The 15,672-nt window shown below is 39.9% G+C and carries 17 protein-coding genes; 13 read left to right on the top strand and 4 right to left on the bottom strand.

The window, feature by feature from the left end; all coding sequences use genetic code 11:
- Nucleotides 1-15 precede the first annotated feature (15 nt).
- The 4 genes from MHI33_RS10130 (at nucleotide 16) to MHI33_RS10145 (ending at nucleotide 5,900) form a co-directional block, all read left to right on the top strand.
- A complete protein-coding gene (locus MHI33_RS10130; protein WP_340910956.1) occupies nucleotides 16-3,159 on the top strand; it encodes a bifunctional cytochrome P450/NADPH--P450 reductase in 3,144 nt (1,047 codons plus the stop codon).
- A gap of 195 nt (nucleotides 3,160-3,354) precedes the next feature.
- Complete coding sequence (locus MHI33_RS10135) at nucleotides 3,355-4,263, top strand: trypsin-like serine peptidase (RefSeq protein ID WP_044141413.1); 909 nt, start codon at nucleotides 3,355-3,357, stop codon at nucleotides 4,261-4,263.
- 262 nt (nucleotides 4,264-4,525) lie between these two features.
- On the top strand, nucleotides 4,526-4,906 hold the full coding sequence (locus MHI33_RS10140; protein WP_235355603.1) for a NucA/NucB deoxyribonuclease domain-containing protein: 381 nt from the start codon (nucleotides 4,526-4,528) through the stop codon (nucleotides 4,904-4,906).
- Nucleotides 4,907-5,051: 145 nt separating this feature from the next.
- A complete protein-coding gene (locus MHI33_RS10145) occupies nucleotides 5,052-5,900 on the top strand; it encodes an STAS domain-containing protein (protein WP_044141412.1) in 849 nt (282 codons plus the stop codon).
- Between the two features lie 33 nt (nucleotides 5,901-5,933).
- Here the strand turns inward: MHI33_RS10145 and MHI33_RS10150 are convergent, their stop codons facing one another.
- Nucleotides 5,934-6,476 (bottom strand): IseA DL-endopeptidase inhibitor family protein, encoded by a 543-nt coding sequence (locus MHI33_RS10150; RefSeq protein ID WP_044141411.1) that lies wholly within the window; start codon nucleotides 6,474-6,476, stop codon nucleotides 5,934-5,936.
- Between the two features lie 294 nt (nucleotides 6,477-6,770).
- On the opposite strand from MHI33_RS10150, the gene MHI33_RS10155 reads away from it, so the two are divergent.
- Complete coding sequence (locus MHI33_RS10155; protein ID WP_044141410.1) at nucleotides 6,771-7,205, top strand: hypothetical protein; 435 nt, start codon at nucleotides 6,771-6,773, stop codon at nucleotides 7,203-7,205.
- Nucleotides 7,206-7,250: 45 nt separating this feature from the next.
- On the opposite strand, the gene lexA is transcribed toward MHI33_RS10155, so the two are convergent.
- Nucleotides 7,251-7,871 (bottom strand): transcriptional repressor LexA, encoded by a 621-nt coding sequence (gene lexA / locus MHI33_RS10160; protein ID WP_003212311.1) that lies wholly within the window; start codon nucleotides 7,869-7,871, stop codon nucleotides 7,251-7,253.
- Nucleotides 7,872-8,030: 159 nt separating this feature from the next.
- Here lexA and yneA point away from each other — a divergent pair, with 159 nt between their 5' ends.
- The 6 genes from yneA (at nucleotide 8,031) to MHI33_RS10190 (ending at nucleotide 12,445) form a co-directional block, all read left to right on the top strand.
- Nucleotides 8,031-8,342 carry a cell division suppressor protein YneA gene (yneA, locus tag MHI33_RS10165; RefSeq protein ID WP_044141409.1) on the top strand — a complete coding sequence of 104 codons (312 nt, stop codon included), beginning with the start codon at nucleotides 8,031-8,033 and terminating at the stop codon, nucleotides 8,340-8,342.
- Nucleotides 8,343-8,359: 17 nt separating this feature from the next.
- Nucleotides 8,360-9,007: a YneB family resolvase-like protein gene (locus tag MHI33_RS10170; RefSeq protein ID WP_003211322.1), complete on the top strand. Its 648-nt coding sequence runs from the start codon at nucleotides 8,360-8,362 to the stop codon at nucleotides 9,005-9,007.
- Nucleotides 9,008-9,076: 69 nt separating this feature from the next.
- Nucleotides 9,077-9,307, top strand: coding sequence for a DUF896 domain-containing protein (locus tag MHI33_RS10175; protein WP_003211509.1), 231 nt, complete (start codon nucleotides 9,077-9,079; stop codon nucleotides 9,305-9,307).
- 187 nt (nucleotides 9,308-9,494) lie between these two features.
- Nucleotides 9,495-11,498: a transketolase gene (gene tkt, locus MHI33_RS10180; RefSeq protein WP_106065350.1), complete on the top strand. Its 2,004-nt coding sequence runs from the start codon at nucleotides 9,495-9,497 to the stop codon at nucleotides 11,496-11,498.
- A 197-nt stretch (nucleotides 11,499-11,695) separates the two neighbouring features.
- The gene (gene sirA / locus MHI33_RS10185; RefSeq protein ID WP_003212113.1) at nucleotides 11,696-12,142 is read left to right on the top strand and encodes a sporulation inhibitor of replication protein SirA; all 447 of its coding nucleotides are present in this window, start codon (nucleotides 11,696-11,698) and stop codon (nucleotides 12,140-12,142) included.
- A gap of 84 nt (nucleotides 12,143-12,226) precedes the next feature.
- On the top strand, nucleotides 12,227-12,445 hold the full coding sequence (locus MHI33_RS10190) for a YneF family protein (RefSeq protein ID WP_003212379.1): 219 nt from the start codon (nucleotides 12,227-12,229) through the stop codon (nucleotides 12,443-12,445).
- Nucleotides 12,446-12,667: 222 nt separating this feature from the next.
- Here the strand turns inward: MHI33_RS10190 and MHI33_RS10195 are convergent.
- A protein-coding gene (locus MHI33_RS10195; protein ID WP_340910509.1) for an IS3 family transposase occupies nucleotides 12,668-13,830 on the bottom strand; the annotation gives its coding sequence in 2 pieces (ribosomal slippage) (nucleotides 12,668-13,554 and nucleotides 13,554-13,830; 1,164 coding nt in all).
- A gap of 170 nt (nucleotides 13,831-14,000) precedes the next feature.
- On the bottom strand, nucleotides 14,001-14,174 hold the full coding sequence (locus MHI33_RS10200; RefSeq protein ID WP_371475009.1) for an aspartyl-phosphate phosphatase Spo0E family protein: 174 nt from the start codon (nucleotides 14,172-14,174) through the stop codon (nucleotides 14,001-14,003).
- Nucleotides 14,175-14,382: 208 nt separating this feature from the next.
- On the opposite strand from MHI33_RS10200, the gene MHI33_RS10205 reads away from it, so the two are divergent.
- Nucleotides 14,383-15,090 carry a cytochrome c biogenesis CcdA family protein gene (locus tag MHI33_RS10205; protein WP_044141407.1) on the top strand — a complete coding sequence of 236 codons (708 nt, stop codon included), beginning with the start codon at nucleotides 14,383-14,385 and terminating at the stop codon, nucleotides 15,088-15,090.
- Between the two features lie 94 nt (nucleotides 15,091-15,184).
- Nucleotides 15,185-15,667, top strand: a complete 483-nt coding sequence (locus MHI33_RS10210; RefSeq protein WP_044141406.1) for a CcdC family protein — start codon at nucleotides 15,185-15,187, stop codon at nucleotides 15,665-15,667.
- Nucleotides 15,668-15,672 lie beyond the last annotated feature (5 nt).

The raw sequence follows: 15,672 nt of genomic DNA on the forward strand, positions 1-15,672 counted from the left end.
AAAGGGAGTGGGCACATGCAACAAACATCAATCATTCCAAAACCAAAAACATACGGACCTTTTAAAAATATTCCCCATATCAAAAAGGGGGAGCTTTCTCAAACCTTTTGGAGGCTAGCAGATGAATTAGGACCGATCTTTCAGTTTGAATTTTCAAAAGCAACAAGTATTTTTGTTTCTAATCATGAACTTGTCCAAGAAATATGTGATGAGAGCCTTTTTGATAAATACATTGGGACTAGTCTCAATAAAGTAAGAGCATTTGCAGGGGATGGGTTATTTACGAGCTGGACAGAAGAACCGAACTGGAGAAAGGCTCACCACATCTTGATGCCGGCGTTTAGTCAGCAGGCCATGAAGGGCTATCATGAGATGATGCTCGATATTGCCACACAGCTTGTACAAAAATGGCAAAGAACAGGCCGTGATGAAGAAATTGAAGTAGCAGAGGATATGACAAAGCTTACTTTAGATACGATCGGACTTTGTGGTTTTGATTTCAGGTTTAACAGTTTTTATAAAGAAAATCAGCATCCATTCATCGAAAGTATGCTGAATGGTTTAAACGAAGCGATGGATCAGGCGAGCCGGTTGCCGGTTGCAGATAAGCTAATGATCAAAAGAAGAAAAAAATTTGAAGAAAATGTCGATTTTATGAAGCAATTAGTAGATGACATTATTCAAGAACGGAAAAAACAAGATAAAACGGGCGATGATTTACTGTCCCTCATGCTGCATGCAAAGGACCCTGAAACAGGAGAGCGCCTGTCAGATGAAAATATTCGCTATCAAATCATTACCTTCTTGATAGCTGGGCACGAAACAACAAGCGGGCTGCTATCCTTTGCGATTTATTTCTTATTAAAGAATCCAGAAAAATTAAAGAAAGCCGTCCAAGAAGCAGATGATGTACTGCAAGGCGGACTGCCAACATTTAAGCAGGTACAAAAACTAAATTACACTCGTATGGTTTTAAATGAATCTCTTCGCCTCTGGCCAACAGCGCCTACGTTCTCTCTTTATGCGAAAGAGGACACCGTCATCGGAGGGAAATATTCGATTGAAAAGAACCAAAGTGTCTCCGTGCTGCTACCTAAGTTACATCGTGATCAAGCGGTATGGGGAGAGGATGCGGAAGAATTTAAACCAGAGCGGTTTCTACACCCTGAAAAGATTCCGCAGCATGCCTACAAGCCTTTTGGGAATGGACAGCGTGCATGTATTGGTATGCAATTTGCTCTTCATGAAGCCACAATGGTGCTAGCAATGGTCTTGCACAACCTGGAATTGATTGATCACACATCATACGAACTTGATTTAAAAGAATCTTTAACGATTAAGCCAAACGATTTTAAAATCAAAGTGCGGCCAAGGAAGCAGCAACTCTTTATGGTACCACCGAAAGAAGAGACGAAAAAAAGCACCACAACTGATGAGTCTAAAGTGAAGAGTCATGGTACACCACTGCTTGTTTTATATGGATCAAATCTTGGCACGGCGCAGCAAATCGCAAACGAATTGGCTGAAGAAGGAAAAGCAAAAGGGTTTGATGTGACCACTGCTCCGCTTGATGACTATACACGTCAATTACCAGATAAGGGTGCAGTCTTCATCGTGACCGCTTCATATAATGGACATCCGCCTGACCATGCGAAAAAATTTGTGGATTGGGTCACGCAGGAGAAAGAGCAGGATTTAACAAACGTGACATTTGCTGTGTTTGGATGCGGAGATCGAAATTGGGCGAGTACGTACCAGCGTATTCCTCGTCTCATTGATGAAGCACTTGAAAGAAAAGGTGCGAAGCGTGTAGCTGATTTAGGAGAAGGTGATGCAGGCGGAGATATGGATGAGGATAAAGAAACATTCCAGAAAACGGTCTTCAAGCAGCTCGCAAAAGAATTTAAGCTCACCTTCCAAGAAAAAGGTAAGGAAAACTCAAAACTATCAGTTGCTTATACAAATGAGCTAGTAGAACGTCCTGTGGCGAAAACATATGGTGCCTTTTCAGCTGTTGTACTGAAAAATGAGGAATTACAATCTGAGAAAAGTGAGCGGCAAACAAGACATATTGAACTGCAATTGCCTGAAGGGAAAAAATACAAAGAAGGGGATCATATCGGAATTGTTCCGAAAAATTGTGATGCACTCGTGCAGCGGGTGATCAATCGCTTCAATCTAGATCCTAAGCAGCACATCAAGCTTTCTTCTGAGAAAGAAGCAAATCATTTACCTTTAGATCAGCCGATTCAAATGAGAGAATTACTTGCGTCACATGTTGAGCTTCAAGAGCCTGCAACACGTACGCAGCTAAGAGAGCTCGCCGCATATACAGTTTGTCCGCCTCACCGCGTGGAGCTTGAGGAAATGGCTGGTGAAGCGTATCAAGAAGCTATTTTAAAGAAACGAGTAACCATGCTTGACTTACTAGATCAATATGAAGCATGTGAGCTGCCATTTGTGCACTTTTTAGCACTTTTACCAGGTTTGAAGCCGCGCTATTATTCTATTTCTAGCTCACCAAAGGTCGATGAAAAAAGAGTCAGTATCACAGTGGCGGTTGTGAAAGGGAAAGCGTGGAGCGGCTGCGGAGAATATGCCGGAGTCGCATCAAACTATTTATGCGGTCTGAAGGAAGGTGAAGAAGTCGCCTGCTTCCTCCATGAAGCGCAGGCAGGATTCCAGCTGCCACCTTCATCTGAATTACCGATGATCATGATCGGACCGGGTACAGGAATCGCTCCATTTAGAGGATTTGTTCAAGCAAGAGAAGTGTGGCAGAAGGAAGGCAAACCACTAGGGGAAGCTCACCTATATTTTGGCTGCCGTCACCCTCATGAAGATGATCTGTATTTTGAAGAAATGCAGCTTGCAGCGCAAAAAGGAGTCGTTCACATCCACCGGGCTTATTCTCGTCACAAAGACCAAAAAATATATGTCCAGCATTTGTTAAAAGAAGACGGCGGTATGCTAATCAAATTACTCGATGAAGGTGCGTATCTTTACGTGTGCGGGGACGGAAAAGTCATGGCACCTGATGTAGAGGCTACACTGATCGACCTCTATCAACACGAGAAACAATGCACGAAGGAAGCAGCTGAAAATTGGCTAACCACTCTTGCAAATGACAATAGATATGTAAAAGATGTGTGGAGCTAACAAAAGGAAAGACCGCCAATTAGGCGGTTTTTTCTGTTTCATCAAGAGAGGTGAGATCAATAGAATGAAAGTTGGAAAGATACAAAACACCTAATTTAAAAATGAAATATTTTGAAAAAATAAGAATATTCTCTCATTTACTCCAATATGAAACAATCGTATCATTTTTGATATAGGACATAAAGGAGGAATATGATGAAAAAGGTGAAAATGTTACTCCCTTCTCTACTCGTTTTTGGTGCTTTAAGTGTGCCTAGTTTTGCCCACGCCGCATCGGATTCAGTACTAACGTCTGATTATGACATGGTGACTTCTGATGGTAAGGTGATCTCTTCAAGTGATTTCCACAATGATACGAAATCCCCCTCATCCTTTGACAAAGTGGATGATCTATCTTCAACTGTTGGCGAAAAAGTAAAACCACTATCAAAATATTTAAAAGACTTTCAAACTAAAGTCGTCATTGGAGACGATGGTAGAACAAAAGTAGCAAACACAAGAGTAGCACCTTATAATTCAATTGCTTATATTACATTTGGCGGCTCAAGCTGTACGGGGACACTCATTGCCCCTAACAAAATTTTGACAAACGGACACTGCGTGTACAATACAGCATCAAGAAGTTATAGTGCAAAAGGATCGGTGTATCCAGGGATGAATGATAGCACTGCGGTAAATGGGTCAGCAAATATGACAGAGTTCTATGTACCAAGCGGATATATCAATACAGGTGCGAGCCAATATGATTTTGCCGTGATCAAAACAGATACGAACATTGGCAATACAGTCGGTTACCGTTCCATCCGTCAGGTGACAAACTTAACTGGAACAACGATTAAAATTTCTGGATATCCAGGTGATAAAATGAGATCGACTGGCAAGGTGTCGCAGTGGGAGATGTCAGGTCCTGTGACAAGAGAAGATACGAATCTCGCATACTATACGATTGATACATTTAGCGGAAATTCAGGCTCAGCGATGCTAGATCAAAATCAGCAAATCGTTGGGGTTCATAACGCAGGGTATTCAAACGGAACGATTAATGGCGGTCCAAAAGCGACAGCTGCCTTTGTTGAATTTATCAACTATGCAAAAGCGCAATAAAAGCTAGATCATAAAGCTTGTTTCCTTCATAGGGGACAAGCTTTTTTATGTGGATACAAGTGTCTAACTGTCTATGCTTGAAAGATCCATTGTCTTCTCAGCCTCTTCATTTTTTTCACATGTCATTCGTGAACGACTCATACATTAAAATGACACATTCCCTTTAAGTCAAGATTCTACTTGAGAAAAATGAGGAGGTCTCACACTTTTGAAGATGAGAAGAGGCTGGATTACTGCTGTCGCCTTATGCTTTGTGATATGGATGGTCACGCTGTTAGGTGGATTTGGGGAGGAACATGCGGCAAAAGGTGCGGATCGATATGATCATGTCATTCAATTTCCAAAGGAACGATACCCTGAAACAGGCAGTCATATTCAAGAAGCCATTCGAAAAGGGCATTCCGATGTGTGTACGATAGACCGAAATGGAGCAGATGCCCGCAGGCAAGAATCATTAAAAGGCATTCCGACTAAACCCGGATTCGACCGAGATGAGTGGCCGATGGCAGTTTGTCTTGAAGGAGGAAAAGGGGCGAGTGTTCAATATGTCAGCCCGTCTGATAATAGGGGAGCGGGCTCATGGGTCGGGCACCAGATGAGCGGGTATCCTGATGGGAAAAGAATTTTATTTATTGTGAAATAAAACTAAAAGAGAGGCGCCTGTGAGTAGGTGCCTTTTTTGTTCGATCAGAGCGTATTGGAGCTAGCAGGGACAAAAGATTCAGTGGTACAATTGATCTATAAGATACAAAGACAGACAAGAAGAAAATGTGAAGGGACATATGCTTATGGATAAGAACCGTGCATTATACGATTATTTCATGCAACATGCAGAGAAACTGACTGAAACTTGGTATGATTCAATTGAAGATGATGATCCAGAATCAATATATCGTTCAACAGATTCCAGCATCATATCAGAGCTAAAACGGCAAAATCAGGATTATTACCAGCATTTTATACGTGCTCTTATTGAAGACAAGACGTATTTACATACTGAGTTTAAAAAGTGGTCTGAAGACTTAGCCAGTGACCCAAAGCATTTAAACACACCATTAGATTACGTTGTGAGAGAATACATGTCCAATCAAAGAGTAGTCCTTCATTACTTAAAAGAATTTATTAAGCAGCGTCAAGATGAAATTGATATTGACCGCATCTTTTATTGGTATGATTTAATTTCAGAGGCGTTTAATATTTCAATTCATATGTTCATCCAACAATATGTGAAAAATACAACGAGGAAGCTCGTGGCACAAAGAGACATGATTTACGAGCTGAGCTCACCTGTCATTGTTTTAAAAAGTCATATTGCGTTATTGCCGTTAGTAGGTGATATTGATACAGCGAGAGCGAAGATTATTTTAGAAAATACGTTGAAACAGTGCTCACAAAAAGGTGTACAGCATTTATGTATTGATTTATCGGGCGTTGTCATTATTGATACAATGGTGGCTCATCAAATCTTTGATCTTGTCACATCACTTCGGTTAATTGGAGTAGAGACGACCATTTCAGGGATCAGACCAGAAATTGCCCAAACCGCTGTGCAGCTCGGGCTTCCTTTTAATGAATTTCGCACGGCATCATCACTTGCTCACGCCCTAGACCGCATGACTGAATTTACTTCAATATAAAAACCAGGCCGATTGAATGGCCTGGTTTTTTATTTAGATAACAGCGTCAATTTTTGTGATTTTCCAATCTTTTTGTCCTTTTTCGAACGTAACCGTTCTTTGTACTTTGCGTCCATCAAGTGTTGGGACAGTGAATTCATAAGTGCGGACTGTTTGTTTTTTAGAGACAAGTTTAGGTGTCGCTTTATCCCAATTAAGCATATTGTCTCCGTCGCCCACTGGAACAGCCATTTTGCCTTTATGAACAATGAACTGGTAGTCTTTTAAACCTTGATTGATGGCTTCTTTTGTGAAAACTTGAGATAGGTAGCTGTTTAGTTTTTTCTTTGTATCAAATGTTTTAGAAAGATAGTTGTAAGTCATGTCTTTATAGCTAAATGATTTTAATTTGTAATCAGAATGTTCATTAATTTTGTAGCCTGACATCGCACTCCAAAAGTGTTCCCGTGCATCAAGGGCAATATGTAACGCTTCTTTATTTGTCAAAGTGGCTGGTTTTTTAGAAGCGGCCAATGTTGTAGATTGTAATGAGATCATAAGCATAATAGCAGTTAATAAAACGAATAATTTTTTCAAGGCGATTGCCTCCTTTTCTCAATGAAAACTTCTTATGTTACAAATGTTACAATAATTACAGTGATATTACAAGTATTAAATCTAAATGTTTTTTATTTCTTTTCTTTCTATATATATAACGTTTGAGGGTGGCAAAAAGTTTTCATTTTTTTATTTTTTCTTTATATCTACTATTTAACCGTTCTAAAGAAGAACAAAACGTTTTTTGGAAAAGTTTCTGTTTGGACGTTCAACACGCTTTTTCATTTATGACATATACTATCGTGATGAATGTCTAAGAAAGTGGTGTTGAATATGTATTATCCGTATGAAGGTATGTGGAATGGGTACTCATATGATAGGCAGATGCAAGGTTGGCCGTCTCTCCCTTCTCAAGGTGGAGGATTTCCAGGGTTTCCAATCGGAGGAGGAGGCACTGGGCCCGGATCTAGTGGATCAGCCCCGCCAGCCCCACCACAGCATATCATTTCGCAATATCAGCAAGCATTATCACAGCCTCAAAGCATGCAGTCACTTATTTCAGGGCAAACAGGTGGAGGTCAGCAATCGGTTCAATTTGCCGCGGGATGTAATAGAAGGTGGACGATTGTGTTTATGAGAAACGGTCAAGTATTTTTAATGTATGTCCTATCCTCACAGCCTTTCGGGAGAACAACTGGCTTTATTTGGCCGAACTTTACCTTTGGTTCCTTCCCAAGCTCGAGTATTCTTGCCTATTCTTGTTCATAAAAAAAAGCCGGTTCTCATCATTAACTGATGAAATACCGGCTTTTTTTAGTGAATATTTCTAAATACGCCAATCACTTTACCTAGTATACTTACATTCTGTAAAATAATCGGTTCCATAGATGGGTTTTCTGGCTGTAATCTAAAGTGTGTATCTTCTTTATAGAAACGTTTCACTGTCGCTTCATCTTCCTCTGTCATGGCGACGACAATATCTCCATTGTTAGCAGTGCTTTGCTGACGCACAATGACATAGTCCTTGTCCAAAATTCCTGCGTCAATCATACTTTCTCCCATAATTTCAAGCATAAATACTTGTTCATCTGGTGCTGCAAAAGTCTCTGGAAGAGGGAAGTATTCTTCAACATTCTCAACAGCCGTAATAGGCAGGCCTGCTGTTACTTTTCCGATGACTGGTACGTTCATTACAGCACTCTTTGGAATATTCATTTCCTCTTCATCTAATACTTCGATCGCTCTAGGTTTTGTCGGGTCTCTTCTAATTAAGCCCTTCGTTTCTAGTCTAGCTAAATGTCCATGAACCGTTGAACTGGATGCTAGACCGACAGCTTCTCCAATTTCACGAACGGATGGGGGGTAGCCCTTGCTTTTTACTTCTTCTTTGATGAATGTCAGGATATCGAGTTGTCTTTTTGATAGCTTCGTCATCTTTTGCACCTCAAAACGTCAATTTTAAAGAAATTATAGCATGTTTTTCCTAACAGTACAAACATAGGTTCGAAAAAAACGTTTGACAGAAACGTTTGTTCGTATTTATAATAAGTGACAGAAAGAACGAACACACATTCTATTAGGAGAGATGACATTATGAGGTTAAAAGAATCTATTATTTTTATTGGGGTATTCTCATTCATCGTTGGCATATTTCTCTCACTTATTGCATTCACAAGCCATAATGATCCAAATCAGTATGTTAAAATAGAAGTACAATCAGGTGATACTCTTTGGGGGTTAGCTGATCAAGTAAACGACAGCAAATCAATCGATAAAAATGCGTTTATTGACTGGGTCACTCAGCACAATGATCTTGCTTCAACAGAAATTCAGCCTGGTGACATCCTTGTCATACCAGTTAAAAAAGAGCATCCAGTCGTATATCAACTTGCAACAGTACAGTAGAAAGGTCGATTGAAGACATGAATGCAATTATCTATGCGAGAGTAAGCACTGTCAAAGAAGAGCAGGAAACCTCGCTGAAGAGACAAGAAGAAGAATTGCTAGCTTTAGCTGCTATGCACAAGATGAATGTGGTTAAAGTCATTAAAGAAAAAGCAAGCGGGTATGATCTAGATCGCGATGGTGTGTTTGATATGCTAGCTACACTAAAAGAAGAGTCAATTGATGCTGTTCTTATCCAGGATGAAACACGTCTCGGAAGAGGACAAGCAAAAATTGCGCTTCTTCATTGTCTTTTTAAAGAGAATGTGAAGGTGTACAGTACGTTTCATAGAGGCGAGCTTGAGCTTTCAGAAGCAGATGAAATGGTGATTGAAATCGTAGGAGTCGTTGAAGAGTATCAACGAAAAATTCATAACCTGAAAATTAAGCGGGGAATGAGAAGAGCTGTTGAACGCGGGTATCAGCCCGAACTGAATTTAAAACAGCAGGATCATGCGCCTGGCCGTGAGCGTATTGAAGTGCCGATTTCAGAAATTGTTCGATTAAGAAAAAATAACATGACCTTCGCGGAAATCGCAGCAACTCTTCAGGCACTAGGTTTTGACATTTCAAAAGCAACGGTCCATAGAAGATATCAAGAATATGAAAAAGGTCTGACCACCTAAAGCTTGATTTGTTGTCAAAATGATTGATATTTAGTAGTATGTAGAGAAAATGTTTTAAAGGAGTTAGTCATGATTTCTAAAAATCAGCTTGCAAGAATCAATGAGCTTTCAAAAAAGTCAAAAGAGACCGGTTTGTCAGACGCTGAAAAAACAGAACAAAAGCAATTAAGAGAAGAGTATTTAAAAGCTTTTCGTTCTTCTATGAAAAATACACTTAAAACCGTGAAAATCGTTGACCCTGAAGGAAACGATGTCACACCAGAAAAATTAAAAAGAGAAAGAGATCAAAACCTTCATTAAGCTTATGATTTCTTGAATTTTGAAAAGATGGGAAGAATATTCTCATCTTTTTTCATATTTGCATAACTTTTTAGGTGATCGATAAACTAAATGTGACAAAATCCTTCTTTTTCAGCGTGAAATAGTTGTGAAAAAAGGACAGTAGATTTATGATAATGGTGTACACAAGATACGGAAGGGGATTTATATGGAAACGATTGAATTGAAATCTATTGCAACAATACGTACTCTCTCCATAGACGCAATTGAAAAAGCGAATTCCGGTCACCCTGGAATGCCGATGGGTGCTGCACCAATGGCATACGCTTTATGGACGAATCACTTAAACGTAAGTCCGCAAAACCCAAATTGGTTTAACAGAGACCGTTTTGTATTATCTGCGGGACATGGTTCTATGCTTCTATATAGCATGCTTCATTTAAGCGGATACAACCTGAGCATCGATGATCTAAAACAATTCCGCCAATGGGGTAGCAAAACACCTGGACATCCTGAATTTGGACATACAGAGGGTGTAGATGCTACAACAGGTCCTTTAGGGCAGGGGATTGCCATGGCAGTTGGTATGGCACTTGCAGAAAGACATCTTGCGGAAACGTATAACAAAGACAACTTTAATGTTGTAGATCACTATACATACAGCATTTGCGGAGATGGAGACTTAATGGAGGGAATTTCCTCTGAAGCTGCTTCCCTTGCTGGTCATTTAGGCTTAGGCCGTTTAATTGTTCTTTATGATTCAAATGATATTTCTTTAGATGGCGACCTAGATCGTTCATTCTCTGAAAATGTGAAGAATCGTTTTGAAGCGATGAACTGGGAAGTTCTTTATGTGAAAGACGGCAATAACATTGATGAAGTGACGGCTGCTATCGAAAAGGCAAAACAAAGCACAGACAGACCTACACTGATTGAAGTGAAAACAACAATCGGTTTCGGATCGCCAAACCGTGCAGGAACGTCTGGTGTGCATGGTGCACCACTTGGCAGCGATGAAGCCAAGCTGACGAAGGAAGCTTACTCTTGGACGTTTGAAGAAGATTTCCATGTACCTTCTGAAGTGTACGATCATTTCAAAGAAGCTGTAAAAGACGCTGGTCAGAAAAAAGAAGCAGCTTGGAATGAACGATTTGCGCAATATGAAAAAGAATACCCTGAGCTTGCAGCTCAATTGCAGCTTGCGATTGAAGGAAAGCTTCCTGAGAATTGGGATCAAGAGGTTCCTGTTTATGAAGCAGGTTCAAGTCTTGCCTCCCGCGCTTCTTCAGGCGAAGTATTAAATGGCATTGCGAAGCAAGTACCTTTCTTCATTGGCGGGTCTGCTGACCTTGCAGGTTCAAACAAAACAACGATTAAAAACACAGACGATTTTGGTAAAGATCATTATGCCGGCAAGAACATTTGGTTCGGCGTCAGAGAATTTGCAATGGGTGCCGCGTTAAACGGTATGGCGCTTCACGGCGGCCTTCGTGTATTCGGCGGAACGTTCTTTGTTTTCTCAGATTACTTAAGACCAGCGATTCGTCTTGCTGCCTTAATGGGACTTCCAGTCACTTATGTCTTTACTCATGACAGTATCGCTGTTGGTGAAGATGGTCCGACGCATGAGCCGGTTGAACAGCTTGCTTCATTACGTGCGATGCCGAACCTTTCTGTCATTCGCCCTGCGGATGGAAACGAAACAGCTGCAGCGTGGAAACTTGCTGTATCTTCAACGGATAAACCGACAGCACTAGTTCTGACTCGTCAAAACCTTCCAACGATTGACCAAGCACCTGAGAAGGCATATGAGGGAGTAGAAAAGGGTGGATACGTCGTCGTTGAAGCTGCTGATGCACAGCCAGAAGCACTTCTACTCGCATCTGGATCTGAAGTCGGTTTAGCGATTGAAGCGCAAAAAGCACTTGAGAAAGAAGGGATTCGCGCGTCTGTTGTCAGTCTTCCTGCATGGGATCGTTTCGATCAGCAGTCAGACGAATACAAAGAATCAGTCCTTCCTACAGCAGTGCGGGCTCGTATTGCGATTGAAATGGGGGCTTCACTTGGCTGGGAGCGTTACACTGGTCTTGATGGTGATGTAATTGCCATTGATAAATTTGGCGCTTCTGCACCTGGTGAAACCATTATTGAGAAATACGGCTTTACGGTCAGCAATGTCGTCAGCCGTGTGAAAGCGAAGCTGAACAAATAACCAGTCTCCAAGCATCATGCTTTTTTTCATCTGTTTGCAGAGCATTTTCATCCGCTCTGCAAACTTTTTTCTTTTTTCTCGTTTTTTTGACAAAACTAGTTTCTTCTTGCTTCATATATAGACAATTCTTTCTTTCACATTTTTGTATAATACAAGCAATATACGAGATTGACGAAATGTGAAAGGAAGGGATAGACATGGAACGCCATTATTATATTTATTGGATTGAGGATGAATTTGCGCATCATTATTTTGGCAGAGAATCAATTTTGTTTCATTTGTTTGAGTCGTTACACTGGACGAACCGCACGGAAGATGAATTGGTGATGCTTGTGAAACAAGTGGATTACGTGACGAAACGAATCCCTGCTTTTCATATGCATCAGCGATTAATGAACAACTTAACGAACGTTCACTATACACAAATTGGCTCGATATACAGCGCTTCCTTACCTGATGGAAAAGGAACGGCTGCATTTATCATAAAAGATCGTTATATCCAAATGTCTGCCACCGGCAGTTATGAAGCAGAAGCAGTGTTTTTTGAAGTGCTTAGAAAAATTAGTCCTTGCTTCCTTGCAATGGACTTCGGTTCAAAGAAGCACGGGTGGCTCAATCCGGTAAAAGTGAGGAATTTTGTTTAAAAAAATAAAATTGAACGTGAAATGTTGTATAATAGCCTTTTGTTTAGTACACTTTATACGAGACAACATGAAGGAGGAAGAATTATGGATTTATGGGTTGTCATCCTTGTAGGCGTTGTTGCACTGCTTGCAGGAGTTGCACTCGGATTCTTTATTGCTCGTAAGTATATGATGAGCTACTTGAAAAAGAATCCACCAATTAATGAACAAATGCTTCGAATGATGATGATGCAAATGGGCATGAAACCGTCCCAGAAGAAAATCAATCAAATGATGAAAGCCATGAACAACCAAGCGAAATAATACGTACGATATTATGATCATAGATGGAACATGGTTATAAAGAGTGGACAAGCGTTGTCCTTTCTTTATGAATTCACCTTCATCAGACGCTTTAAAACCACTGTACTTGCCTAAATGAAGCAGGGAAGGTGGTTTTTATTTTGGCTTCAGCTTCCTGCTAAAAAACAAAAACCCCTGTTATAGACTGACATAGCAGAATGAGACACGAATAAAACACCCTTATTAGGCTGACATGCTACCAAATGATTTTGGTGCGTGGTAGCCTAATTTTTCTTGGATACGCTCTTCATTATAATACTTGATGTAACGGTCGATTCGTTGCCTGACATCTTTTTCTGATATAGAATTGAATTTTGTAAACATAAATTCCTCTGATTTTAAGCTGGAATGGAATGATTCAATCACTGCGTTATCCCAACAGTTACCTCGTCTAGACATACTGCTTGTAAGGTCCCTTGCCCCCAGCTCCTTTTGATATGCATACGAACTGTATACACTTCCTTGATCTGAATGCACAAGTACACCTTTAGGCAAATTCCTTTTCTCTAAAGCTGCCCTCAATGTGTTCAATATGAGTGATGTCTGTTGGTGATCATCTAGGGTATAGGCAACAACTTCGTTGTTGTATAAATCCATAATGGTCGAAAGGTAGAGCGTTCTCGGTCCATACTGAATATAAGTAATATCTGTTACCCATTTTAAATTCGGGTGTATTGCAGTGAAGTTTCGATTTAATATATTTGGGGCAATGATGACAGATTCCCCTTGTGATTTCCATTTCCTTTTACGCTTCACACGACATTGAAGGTGGTATTTTTGCATGATGCGCTGTACAGTATTTCGGTTTCGTTTGATATCATATTGACGCTGAAGTAGCTTTCGAATCTTACGGTGGCCGTACCGGAACGACGTTTCGGTACATAAGGAAATAACAGCCTTCTCGACTTGTGATTTTTTACGTATTCCTTCGGATACCCAACGATAATAGGTCGATCTGGCGATCTGCAAAATACTTAAGATAGACGTTATTGTATATTTCTTCCGTAGTCTCTTGATCAAATACAAGGCTACTCCCTTTTCAACTCCTCTACGATCTCCAAATACTTTTTTAGAATTTCATTCTCCATCTTAAGGTGTTCAACCTGCCTATTCACTTTTTCCTCTTTGGATACATTGTCAGGTCCATGCCCAAAGCTATATTGTTTTCCAATTGGCTGATCGAATCGATGTAACTGATTTTCTCGATACCACTTCATCCATGTTTTAATCTGAGATACATTCTTTATATGATATTTATCCATAATTTGTTGATTGGTAAACTGCCCGCTTAATTTATCTTTCACAACCGCCCATTTTATTTCAGCTGAATATTTGTTTTTTTTCATAAAAAATACCCTCCAAATTAGCACTTAGTTTAAGTGTATCACTTGAAGGGTGTTTTTTTATGTCCCATTTGACTAGGTTAGTCTATTATCAGAGGTTTTTGTTTCGTTTATGGTCACACATATCAACTGTTCTAAAAATCGTGCAGCATGATAAATATCATGAGATATGATTAGTTGGCTGAGTTTGAGTGTAAGTGTCGTTGATATTGTAAGAGGAGATGATCTAGCTGCTGGCTATGTTCAATGGTTACTGTTGATGTCATCCCATTGTGCATCACAACTTTCATCAGCTCTTCTCTTTTTTCTTCGATTTGAGTTAATAATGATGTTTTTACCAAAGTCATGTTCCTTTCATGCAAATCTTGATAAAAAGAATCGATTCTATTATATCCATTTTAAGGTTTATTTTCAAATTTAAAGGATTCGTTATCTCGATGTCAAATTAAATTATATAAGGTTTTAAGAGAATAGACCATCTTTATTGAGAGGATGTAAAAAAAATGAAATGATTTTGTCATCTCTTATTGTATATTGTAAGAAGGGGGTGTTCTTTTGACAGATTTGAATTACTTTTTAGCTTTCGGAGCAGGATTCCTTTCTTTTATCTCACCGTGCTGTCTGCCGCTTTATCCAGCGTTTTTATCTTATATTACGGGCGTTAGTATGGATGAAGTGAAATCTGAGAAGGTGATGCTGAGAAGAAGAAGTCTGCTTCATACCTTATTCTTTTTAATTGGTTTCTCTATTATCTTTATTGCGATAGGCTTTGGGACATCGTTTGTTGGGAAGTTTTTTGATGATTACCATCAAGCGATTCGCCAGATTGGAGCTATCCTCATTATTTTCTTTGGTTTTATGACTCTTGGTGTATTTCAGCCTTCTTTCCTCATGGGCGAAAAGAGAATGCAGTTCAAAAATCGTCCTGCTGGTTTTTTTGGATCGATTCTCATTGGAATGGGCTTTGCCGCTGGTTGGACACCTTGTACAGGACCTATTTTATCTGCCGTTATCGCACTTGCTAGTAACAATCCAGAGTCGGCTGTGCCTTATATGATTGCGTATGTCTTTGGATTTGGCGTTCCATTTTTTGTTCTCTCCTTTTTCATTACGAAAATGGCGTGGATCAGAAAGCGTCAGCAGCTTATCATGAAAATTGGCGGGATCATTATGATTGTGGTAGGGCTATTGCTGTTCTTTGATCTTCTCACGTGGATTATCATCATGTTCTCATCATTGTTTGGCGGATTTACAGGCTTTTGAAATCGTTTTCTACAGTCGCGGCGAATGGTTTTTTTTCGTCAATTGGAGTATATTATACATAGGCTGACCTTAAAGAATAAAGGAATGATTTGATATGATGGTCTTAATCTCTTCTATAATTGCAATATGTATGGCGGTAGCCGTCATGTTTATTCGCATTAAGTCATCTGCGAAACCGGCAACCGCAAAAAAAATTATATTACCTCCTATTTTTATGAGCACTGGTGCACTGATGTTTTTTGTTCCAATGTTTCAGGTAACTGGAGCTGAATTTCTTGAAGCGATCACAGTGGGGATGTTTTTCTCCATCTTTTTAATCAAAACATCGAAGTTTGAAATTAGAGGGAACGAGATTTACTTAAAGCGGTCAAAAGCATTTGTGTTTATTCTCATTGGACTTCTTGTTCTTCGTATCGGAATGAAGACGATCCTGAGTTCTTCTATTGATTATGGCTCTCTAAGCGGAATGTTTTGGATACTTGCTTTTGGCATGATTGTGCCTTGGCGCGTTGCCATGTATTTGTCGTTTAGAAAGATATCTAAGCAATTAGATCCGCAACAGGTTCAAATGAATTAAACCTC

Origin of the sequence: Bacillus sp. FSL K6-2971, from assembly GCF_038006405.1 — a bacterium.
In the GTDB taxonomy this organism is placed as follows: Bacteria; Bacillota; Bacilli; order Bacillales; family Bacillaceae; genus Bacillus; species Bacillus pumilus.

What these genes read in the sequence shown, in the direction of transcription:
- MHI33_RS10175 (WP_003211509.1), top strand. Translation starts at nt 9,077, where the DNA reads ATGATTTCTAAAAATCAGCTTGCAAGAATCAATGAGCTTTCAAAAAAG.
- MHI33_RS10200 (WP_371475009.1), bottom strand. Translation starts at nt 14,174, where the DNA reads ATGACTTTGGTAAAAACATCATTATTAACTCAAATCGAAGAAAAAAGA.
- MHI33_RS10130 (WP_340910956.1), top strand. Translation starts at nt 16, where the DNA reads ATGCAACAAACATCAATCATTCCAAAACCAAAAACATACGGACCTTTT.
- MHI33_RS10135 (WP_044141413.1), top strand. Translation starts at nt 3,355, where the DNA reads ATGAAAAAGGTGAAAATGTTACTCCCTTCTCTACTCGTTTTTGGTGCT.
- MHI33_RS10170 (WP_003211322.1), top strand. Translation starts at nt 8,360, where the DNA reads ATGAATGCAATTATCTATGCGAGAGTAAGCACTGTCAAAGAAGAGCAG.
- MHI33_RS10190 (WP_003212379.1), top strand. Translation starts at nt 12,227, where the DNA reads ATGGATTTATGGGTTGTCATCCTTGTAGGCGTTGTTGCACTGCTTGCA.
- lexA (WP_003212311.1), bottom strand. Translation starts at nt 7,871, where the DNA reads ATGACGAAGCTATCAAAAAGACAACTCGATATCCTGACATTCATCAAA.
- sirA (WP_003212113.1), top strand. Translation starts at nt 11,696, where the DNA reads ATGGAACGCCATTATTATATTTATTGGATTGAGGATGAATTTGCGCAT.
- yneA (WP_044141409.1), top strand. Translation starts at nt 8,031, where the DNA reads ATGAGGTTAAAAGAATCTATTATTTTTATTGGGGTATTCTCATTCATC.
- MHI33_RS10210 (WP_044141406.1), top strand. Translation starts at nt 15,185, where the DNA reads ATGATGGTCTTAATCTCTTCTATAATTGCAATATGTATGGCGGTAGCC.
- tkt (WP_106065350.1), top strand. Translation starts at nt 9,495, where the DNA reads ATGGAAACGATTGAATTGAAATCTATTGCAACAATACGTACTCTCTCC.
- MHI33_RS10145 (WP_044141412.1), top strand. Translation starts at nt 5,052, where the DNA reads ATGGATAAGAACCGTGCATTATACGATTATTTCATGCAACATGCAGAG.
- MHI33_RS10155 (WP_044141410.1), top strand. Translation starts at nt 6,771, where the DNA reads ATGTATTATCCGTATGAAGGTATGTGGAATGGGTACTCATATGATAGG.
- MHI33_RS10140 (WP_235355603.1), top strand. Translation starts at nt 4,526, where the DNA reads ATGGTCACGCTGTTAGGTGGATTTGGGGAGGAACATGCGGCAAAAGGT.